This is a genomic window from Roseateles sp. P5_E11 (assembly GCF_054049355.1).
Map to the genome: position 1 here is coordinate 1 of NZ_JBFUMO010000278.1, position 7,401 is coordinate 7,401.

9 protein-coding genes and 1 riboswitch are annotated in these 7,401 nt (G+C 68.2%); of the genes, 5 read left to right on the plus strand and 4 right to left on the minus strand.

Going from position 1 to position 7,401, the window contains the following annotated elements; translation table 11 throughout:
- The first annotated feature begins 88 nt into the window (after positions 1 to 88).
- Positions 89 to 352, plus strand: coding sequence for a cell division topological specificity factor MinE (gene minE / locus ACXJKR_RS19020; RefSeq protein WP_056199081.1), 264 nt, complete (start codon positions 89 to 91; stop codon positions 350 to 352).
- A gap of 2 nt (positions 353 to 354) precedes the next feature.
- On the opposite strand, the gene ACXJKR_RS19025 is transcribed toward minE, so the two are convergent.
- Complete coding sequence (locus ACXJKR_RS19025) at positions 355 to 597, minus strand: VF530 family protein (RefSeq protein ID WP_457324142.1); 243 nt, start codon at positions 595 to 597, stop codon at positions 355 to 357.
- A 255-nt stretch (positions 598 to 852) separates the two neighbouring features.
- Positions 853 to 1,443: a 1-acyl-sn-glycerol-3-phosphate acyltransferase gene (locus tag ACXJKR_RS19030; RefSeq protein WP_056199077.1), complete on the minus strand. Its 591-nt coding sequence runs from the start codon at positions 1,441 to 1,443 to the stop codon at positions 853 to 855.
- Positions 1,444 to 1,675: 232 nt separating this feature from the next.
- On the opposite strand from ACXJKR_RS19030, the gene ACXJKR_RS19035 reads away from it, so the two are divergent.
- Positions 1,676 to 3,343, plus strand: coding sequence for a serine hydrolase domain-containing protein (locus ACXJKR_RS19035; RefSeq protein WP_457324143.1), 1,668 nt, complete (start codon positions 1,676 to 1,678; stop codon positions 3,341 to 3,343).
- Between the two features lie 4 nt (positions 3,344 to 3,347).
- Here ACXJKR_RS19035 and ACXJKR_RS19040 read toward each other — a convergent pair whose 3' ends face one another.
- Positions 3,348 to 3,629 carry a 2Fe-2S iron-sulfur cluster-binding protein gene (locus ACXJKR_RS19040; protein ID WP_457324144.1) on the minus strand — a complete coding sequence of 94 codons (282 nt, stop codon included), beginning with the start codon at positions 3,627 to 3,629 and terminating at the stop codon, positions 3,348 to 3,350.
- Between the two features lie 56 nt (positions 3,630 to 3,685).
- Positions 3,686 to 3,840, plus strand: a riboswitch (FMN riboswitch).
- An 86-nt stretch (positions 3,841 to 3,926) separates the two neighbouring features.
- On the opposite strand from ACXJKR_RS19040, the gene ACXJKR_RS19045 reads away from it, so the two are divergent.
- The 3 genes from ACXJKR_RS19045 to ACXJKR_RS19055 are packed head-to-tail and all read left to right on the plus strand — an operon-like array spanning position 3,927 to position 5,891.
- On the plus strand, positions 3,927 to 4,418 hold the full coding sequence (locus tag ACXJKR_RS19045; protein ID WP_457324145.1) for a 6,7-dimethyl-8-ribityllumazine synthase: 492 nt from the start codon (positions 3,927 to 3,929) through the stop codon (positions 4,416 to 4,418).
- A 52-nt stretch (positions 4,419 to 4,470) separates the two neighbouring features.
- On the plus strand, positions 4,471 to 4,965 hold the full coding sequence (locus ACXJKR_RS19050; RefSeq protein WP_457324146.1) for a YgjP-like metallopeptidase domain-containing protein: 495 nt from the start codon (positions 4,471 to 4,473) through the stop codon (positions 4,963 to 4,965).
- On the plus strand, positions 4,962 to 5,891 hold the full coding sequence (locus ACXJKR_RS19055) for a tRNA dihydrouridine synthase (RefSeq protein WP_457324147.1): 930 nt from the start codon (positions 4,962 to 4,964) through the stop codon (positions 5,889 to 5,891). The genes ACXJKR_RS19050 and ACXJKR_RS19055 overlap by 4 nt, the downstream gene beginning before the upstream one ends.
- 1 nt (position 5,892) lies before the next feature.
- On the opposite strand, the gene ACXJKR_RS19060 is transcribed toward ACXJKR_RS19055, so the two are convergent.
- Positions 5,893 to 7,401, minus strand: a 1,509-nt coding sequence (locus tag ACXJKR_RS19060) for an ATP-binding protein (protein WP_457324148.1), incomplete at its 5' end; no start/stop codon positions are given.

A 7,401-nucleotide genomic window follows, 5' to 3' on the forward strand; every position in this document is an offset into this window, starting at 1 on the left:
GGTGAGGACAAGCCCATGCGCTTCACCGAAGCCGTGAAACCCAGCTGGTTCAAGCGCGTCTTCGGCGCCAAGTGATGGGAGCCGCGCAATGGGATTCCTGAACTTTTTCCTCGGCGAGAAGAAGAGCTCGGCCAGCGTCGCCAAGGAGCGGCTGCAGCTCATCCTCGCGCACGAGCGCAACGGCCGCAGCTCCAGCCCCGACTATCTGCCGCAGTTGCAGCGCGAGCTGGTGGCCGTCATCAGCAAATACGTGTCGATCAACCCTGAAGACATCAAGGTGCACATGGAGCGCCAGGGGGATCTGGAAGTACTCGAAGTCAAGATCGAACTCCCGGAGCCTGGCGGCCGCTAAACCTACGGTCGAGCGGCGCGCGCCTGCTCGCGCCGCATGAAGAGGTAGAGGCTCTCGACCTTGGCGCGCGCCCACGGCGTCTTGCGCAGGAACTTCAGGCTCGACGCCACGCTGGGGTCGATCTGGAAGCACTTGATCGCAATGCGCTGGCCGAGTTCGGCCCAGCCGAAATGCTCCACCAATGCGGTCACGATGGCCTCAAGGGTGAGGCCATGCAGCGGGTCTTTGGACTGGTTGGTTGACATGGGCTGCACTTATGCGAAGTAGGTAGTTTCGGTATTCGGGCCGAGCGCCGGGCCGCTCCCAAGCCGGCCCGTCTGGCGATGTGCTCGCGGCTTGATGCCGTGAGCATCGCCGTCCCCTCGGGGGCTGAGGCCGGACATATTGCGCCCAGTGGGCGCAATATGCCTGCTGAAGAGCTGCGGCACTGCCGCGGCGCGGTCTGCAAGACCGGCTGGGCTCGCCCGCGTGCAGCGTGGCGAGACCGGACGAGGGGCACATCATTCGTGTGTGAACTGGTCTGAGTTCTTGCCCTTGTACTGGGCGTAATAGCGCTTGATCTCGGCCATGTCGGCGTCGACATCGCCGGTCGGCCGGAACAGCGGGCCGAGGCCAACGAGCTTGCGCGGGTAGTCCATGTGCGCCATGACGATGGGCAGTTTCGCCGTGACGGCGATCCAGTAGAAGCCGGTCTTCCAGTAGATGGTCTTGCTGCGCGTGCCCTCGGGGGGCACGATGAGCTGCACCGGGCCGTCGGCGGCCTGCAGGGCCTCGGCTGAGGCGGCGACAAGATTGCTGGACTTGTCGCGATCCACCGGGATGCCGCCCAGCCAGCGCATCAGCCCGCCGAACGGGAACCTGAAGATCGACGCCTTGCCCATCCAGTAGGGCGTCAGGCGCAGCGCAAAGGAAGCGAACAGCGTGTAGGGCAGGTCCCAGTTGCTGGTGTGCGGCGCAGCGATGAAGACGCTTTTGCGCGCCTCGGGCTGCAGCTCGCCCTGAACGGTCCAGCCTGCCAGCTTGAGCCAGGCCACGGACAAACCCCGCAGCAGGGTGCTCAGCCCCGGGGTCGTGAAGATGGTGCGATGCATGGCCGCGATTGTCCCRTGCGCCGGTCTGCCTCAATCTGCGGCAACGCAAGAAAAGCGCTGTTGTGCCAAGGACTTGGGCTTGCAGCCCGCAGGCTGTGCACGGTGTTGTCCACAGATGCTGTGGACGGCCGCTGCGGCTCATGCCTTCTTTCATGCCGTTCATCGCACGCCGGCTTGCCGGGCCGCGCGCCAAACGCCATGCTGCGCGGCGTCTCACCACCTGCCCACCGCCATGCGACAACACGCCACGCCCGCCTTCGCCCTGTCTGTTTTGCTGGTCGGCACCGCCCACGCAGGCCAACCCGCCACGCCCGCGGCCATGACGGCCTATGCCGACCAACTGCTCGACGCGCAGAAGCTGAAACGCGATGGCCCCGGCGTCACGGTGCTGGTCGCGCGCGGTGACCAGCTTCTCTACAAGGGCGCTCGCGGCATGGCCAGCATCGAGCTCGGCGTGCCCCTGCAGCCTGRCCAGCTGATGCGCATCGGCTCCGTCACCAAGCAGTTCGCTGCCGCGGCCCTGCTCAAGCAGATCGATGAGGGCAAGGCCCGCCTCGATGATCCGCTGTCCAAATTCCTGCCCGACTATCCCAATGGCAGCCAGATCACGCTGCTGCAGCTGCTCAACCACACCTCGGGCGTCAAGAGCTACACCGGCATCCCGGGCTATATGGGCAACCCGGTGCGCCGCGACCTCAGCACGGCCGAGCTGATCAAGGAGTTCAAGGACCTGCCGGCGGACTTCCCGCCCGGCGAGAAGTGGGCCTACAACAACTCCGGCTATGTACTGCTCGGCGCCGTCGTCGAGGCCATCTCGGGCAGGAGCTGGCACCAGTCCATCGACGAGCTGCTGCTCAAGTCGGCGCAGATCACCAGCGTGCACTACCAGGCCGGCGACAGGCTCTTCAAGGGCATGGCCCAGGGCTACACGCTGAATGCCCAGCGCGAGGTGGCGCCGGCCGGCTTCCTCAGCATGACCCAGCCCCATGCCGCCGGCGCACTGATCGCCAACACCGAAGGCCTGTGGCGCTGGAACCAGGCGCTGCATGGCGGCAAGCTCGTCAGCAAAGCCAGCTACGAGCGGATGACCACGCCGGAAGGCCCGGCCAAGGCGCATCACTATGGCTTTGGGATCGGCACTGACGTGCTGCGCGACCAGCCCGTGCTGGCCCACAACGGCGGCATCCACGGTTTTGGGTCGCTGCTGAACTACCTCCCCAAGAGCCAGACGACCGTCGTCATCTTGCGCAACAGCGACGCCCCTGGCTTCGCGACGGACCTGGTGGCGCGCAAGCTCGCGGCCTTTGCCATCGGCGAGCCCTTTGCCGAGCACAAGCCCGTGGCGGTGCCGGCCGAGCAACTTGCGAGCGCCGAGGGCGTCTATACCCGTGAGGACAAGCGGTCGCGCACGCTGCGGTTGAAGGACGGCGTTCTGCAAGGGCAGCGTACCGGTGGCGGCACCGCGGCGTTGGTCCCGCTCGGGCAGGACCGCTTCGCTTTCCCCGATTCCGTCGACGAGCTGCAGCTTGAACGCACGGCCGACGGCAAGGTCATCGGCATGCGGGTGTTCAACAACGGCGAGAAGGAAGGCGGGCGCTGGACGCGCAGTGGCGAGCTGCCGCCCGAGCCCGCCTTCATCACGCTCAACCCGGCGCAAATGCAGGCTTTGGTAGGCGACTACAGCTCGCCGCAGTTCTCCATCAAGGTCTTCATCGACGACAAGGGCCGCCTGCAGGGCCAGGCACCAGGCCAGCCGGCGTTTGAACTGATGGCCACCTCCCCTCGCCAGGTCCATGTGCCGCAGGTCGCGGCGCAACTCGACTTCAGCGCCGACGAGGGCAAGGCCGCCTCGGTAACGTTGAACCAGGGCGGCAACAAGCTCGTGATGGCGAGGAAGTGATGCGTCAGGCCCGTTGCAGCGTCACATCGCTGCGCGGGCAGGCCACGCAGGGCAGGGCCCAGCCTTCAGCCTTTTCCTCGGCCGAGAGACCTGGCCAGGGAATGCTGTGCTCGACGCGCCCCTCGATCACGCGCGCGATGCAGGTGCGGCAGGTGCCGTTGCGGCAGGACCAAGGCAGGGCAAGCCCCGCCGCCAGGCCGGCCAGCATCAGGGGTTGGTCGGCGGCGCAGTCGAAGGTCTCGCCACCGGGCAGCAGGGTCACGCGAAATAGGGCTGTCTCGGACATGACCGTCATCATGCCGCCAGCGCCGCTAGCATCCGTGTGCCGGCTCGCAAGGCCGGCAGCGTTCTCAGGGCGGGGCGAAATTCCCCACCGGCGGTATCTGGGCGAAGGCCTGGGAGCCCGCGAGCGCCTTCGCCGCTTCGGCGGCAAAGGGTCAGCAGACCTGGTGCGATGCCAGGGCCGACGGTCACAGTCCGGATGAAAGAGATCGCGGAGCGTCGGCGTGCTTGCTTGAGCGGGCACGCCGCTGCTGCGTGCGCTTGCCCTGATTCTGGAAAAACCGTCTTTCAAGAGGACACCATGAATCAGACCCTCAATCCCACCTTCAACCTGACCCGCCTGCCGCGCGTGGCCATCGTGGCCGCCAGCTGGCACAAGGACATCGTCGGCGTCGCCGTGTCGGCCATCCGGCATGAATTCGACCGATGTCGAATCCCCGCGGAGCAGGTGACGGTCATCGACGTGCCCGGGGCCTTCGAGATCCCGCTGCATGCCAAGCGGCTTGCCCTCAGTGGCCGCTTTGACGCCGTCATCGCCTGTGGTCTCGTCGTCGACGGCGGCATCTACCGTCACGATTTCGTCGCCCAGACCGTCATCAGCGCGCTGATGCAGGTGCAGCTGGAAACCGACGTGCCGGTGTTCTCCGCCGTGCTGACGCCGCACCACTTTCATGAGCATGGCGAGCACAAGCGCTTCTTTGCCGAGCATTTCTCCACCAAGGGCCAGGAGGTGGCACGCGCCTGCCTCGCGACAATAGCGAGCCTGGACCAGCTGAACGCGCTGGTCGCCTGACCTCGCTACCCGCGCGGCGCACTCGATGCGCCGCGCCTTGAATCCCGACTGCATGCTTGCCGCCCGCTACCTCGCTGGCTACCCGCCCGAACTCATCGCCCAGGCCGAACAGCTGCGCCTGGACGGCCRCCTGGCCGACCATCTCGCCCGCCGCCTGCCTGAGCGCCACGAGGTGCGCAGCGATGGCGCCCTGTTCGACTATGTGCAGGCGCTCAAGGCCCGCCACCTGCGCAATGCCGAGCCGCTGAATTTCGTCGGCTATGACGCCAAGCTGCGCGTGCTGCAGCAGGCGCTGGGGACGCACACCCGCCGCACCCAGGTGCAAGGCTCAAAGCTGAAGATGCGCCGCGAGATCCGCGTGGCCACGCTGTTCAAGGAGGCGCCGGCCGCGCTGCTGCGCATGATCGTCGTGCACGAGCTGGCGCATCTGCGGGAGCTGGAGCACAACAAGCCCTTCTACAAGCTCTGCCAGCACATGGAGCCGGACTACTTCCAGCTGGAGTTCGACCTGCGGCTCTATTTGATGAACCAAGAGGAGTCGAAATGATCCTCTTGGCGCCCATGGAAGGGCTGTTGGATCACATCTTGCGCGATGTGTTGACCCGCGTCGGCGGCGTGGACCGCTGCGTGTCCGAGTTCATCCGCGTGACCGACCAGTTGCTGCCCGGCCGCGTGTTCACGCGCATCGTGCCGGAGCTGAGGAACGGTGGGCGCACGGCAGCCGGCGTGCCGGTGCATCCGCAGTTGCTGGGTTCCGACGTGACCTGCCTGGCCGAGAACGCCGGGCGACTGGCCGAGCTGAAGCCCGAGGGCATCGACCTGAACTTCGGCTGCCCGGCCAAGTGCGTCAACCGCCACCGTGGCGGCGCCGTGTTGCTGGACGAACCCGAGCTGATCCACGAAATCGTCTCCGCCGTGCGCCGTGCGGTGCCGATGGACGTGATGGTGTCCGCCAAGATGCGCCTGGGCTATATGGATGACAGCCGCACGCTCGAAGTGGCCCGCGCGATTCACGACGCGGGCGCCCAGGAGATCGTCGTGCATGCCCGCACCAAGGCTGATGGCTACAAGCCGCCGGCCTACTGGGAGCGCATCGCCGCCGTGCGCGAGGCCGTGCCCATCACCATCATCGCCAACGGCGAGATATGGACCGTCGAGCATGCCGAACTGGCCCGCGAGCGCAGCGGCTGCGAACACCTGATGCTGGGCCGCGGCATGGTGGCCGACCCGGGCCTGGCGCTGCGCGTGGCGGGCAGGCGCGCCGAGCCGGTGCCGTGGGCCGAGCTGCTGCCGCTGATGCAGGTCTTCTTCGACCAGGTCCGTGCCACGGTCGCTGCGAAGCATCAGGGCGGTCGACTCAAGCAGTGGCTGCACTACCTGAAGCGCGCCTACCCCGAAGCCGATGCGGCCTATGCCGAGCTGCGCACCGTGAACTCGGCCGACGATTTGGCGACGCGCCTGTTCGCTGCCTGAGTCACAGCTCGAAGGCCGCGCGCATCGCGTCGGACAGCTTCATGCGCCGACCTTCCTGCGCGAGCCGTTCCATGTCCTCCGTGCTGAACCGCTCCGCCAGCCCTGCCGCGAGCATCGCGCGGTCGGCGGCCTCGTTGGGCTGTCGCTGCATCTGCCCGTGAGCCTCGAACTCCCGGTCCGCCGCGCCGGCCAGTTGCGCGGCCAGCGCCGTGCGGCCGGCTTGCAGATGCAGCAGCGCCAGCGCGTCCAGAGACACCCACAGTTGGTCATCCACCGCCAGCCGACCCAGGCGAGCTGGGGCTTGCCGCGCCACCTCGCGGGCGCGCTCGAACCGGCCCTGTGCGACCAGCGCGCCGATCAGGTTGCCCATGATGGTGGCCAGGCAGGCCAGGTCGCCGGCATCGCCCGGCTCGGCCAGCAGCGCCTCGCCCAGCTGCACGGCCAGGTCCAGCTCACCGGCGGCGCGGGCCTGGTCGGCCAGGTTCAGCCGGGCGCGCATCACGCCGGCGTCGAAGCCACCACGCTCGCACAGCGCCAGCGCCGCCTGGTAGCAGCGCCGGGCCTCGTCATGCCGGCCTGAGGTCAGGTGCAGCACGGCTTCGGTCGTCAGGCCGCGCTCCAGCACGGCAGCCGGCCAGCCGGGGCTTTCCAGCGTGCGCGCGGCGGCCAGTGCGGCGCGGGCTTCGGGGCCGTCGACGCGCCAGTTGAAGGCGTGTTCCACCAGCGACAGGTATTCGCCTCGCTCGTCGCCCAGCTCGCGGTACAGCCGGGCGGCGCGCTCGGCGGCGTCGCGCGCCAGGCCCGGGTGGATGGCGCTGTGACAGCGCGCGCAGGCCGACCAGAAACGGGCCAGCTCCGGCTTTGCAATGGTGGTGTCGTCCGCCAGCCGCGCGGCCAGCGCCAGCGCGTGCGGGCGGGCCTGCGTTGCGCGGGGCATCCACAGCGGCGCGGCGGCGCCGAACAGGGCCACGGCGCCGGTCAAGTCGTGCTCGCCGGCCCATGCCAGCGCTGCCCACAGCCCGGGCAACTCGGGTTCATAGCGCGATTTCCAGGCGGCATACGGCAGCCGCCATGACTCTTCGTAGGCGTCGTCCAGCAGCCAGCGCAGCCCCCCACAGTGGCGGGCCTGGGCCAACGCCGTCTCGCCGGCGGCGGCGAGCTTGTCCAGCGCGAAAAGGCGCATGGTTTCCAGCAAGCGCAAGCGCCGCTGCGCCGTGCCGCGGTCGATGCTGACGAGGGACCGCTCGACCAGGCTGAGCACTGTGGCCACCGCGGCTGCGGCGGGCAGCTTGTCGTCGGCCAGCACCAGGGCTGCGCCTTCCAGCGAGAAGCTGCCCGGGAACACGGCCAGGCGGCGCAGCACGAGGCGTTCGCGCTCGGCCAGCAATTCGTGCGACCAGCTCAGGGCTTCGGCCAGCGCATTGCGGCGCGACGGGCTGCGCGCATCGCTGGGAGCCAGCAGCGTCAGCCGCTGGTGCAGCCGCGCGGCCAGGCCGTCCAGCCCCAGCAC

Coding starts and splice junctions, on each gene's coding strand:
- minE (WP_056199081.1), top strand. CDS start 89: ATGGGATTCCTGAACTTTTTCCTCGGCGAGAAGAAGAGCTCGGCCAGC.
- ACXJKR_RS19025 (WP_457324142.1), bottom strand. CDS start 597: ATGTCAACCAACCAGTCCAAAGACCCGCTGCATGGCCTCACCCTTGAG.
- ACXJKR_RS19030 (WP_056199077.1), bottom strand. CDS start 1,443: ATGCATCGCACCATCTTCACGACCCCGGGGCTGAGCACCCTGCTGCGG.
- ACXJKR_RS19040 (WP_457324144.1), bottom strand. CDS start 3,629: ATGTCCGAGACAGCCCTATTTCGCGTGACCCTGCTGCCCGGTGGCGAG.
- ACXJKR_RS19045 (WP_457324145.1), top strand. CDS start 3,927: ATGAATCAGACCCTCAATCCCACCTTCAACCTGACCCGCCTGCCGCGC.
- ACXJKR_RS19055 (WP_457324147.1), top strand. CDS start 4,962: ATGATCCTCTTGGCGCCCATGGAAGGGCTGTTGGATCACATCTTGCGC.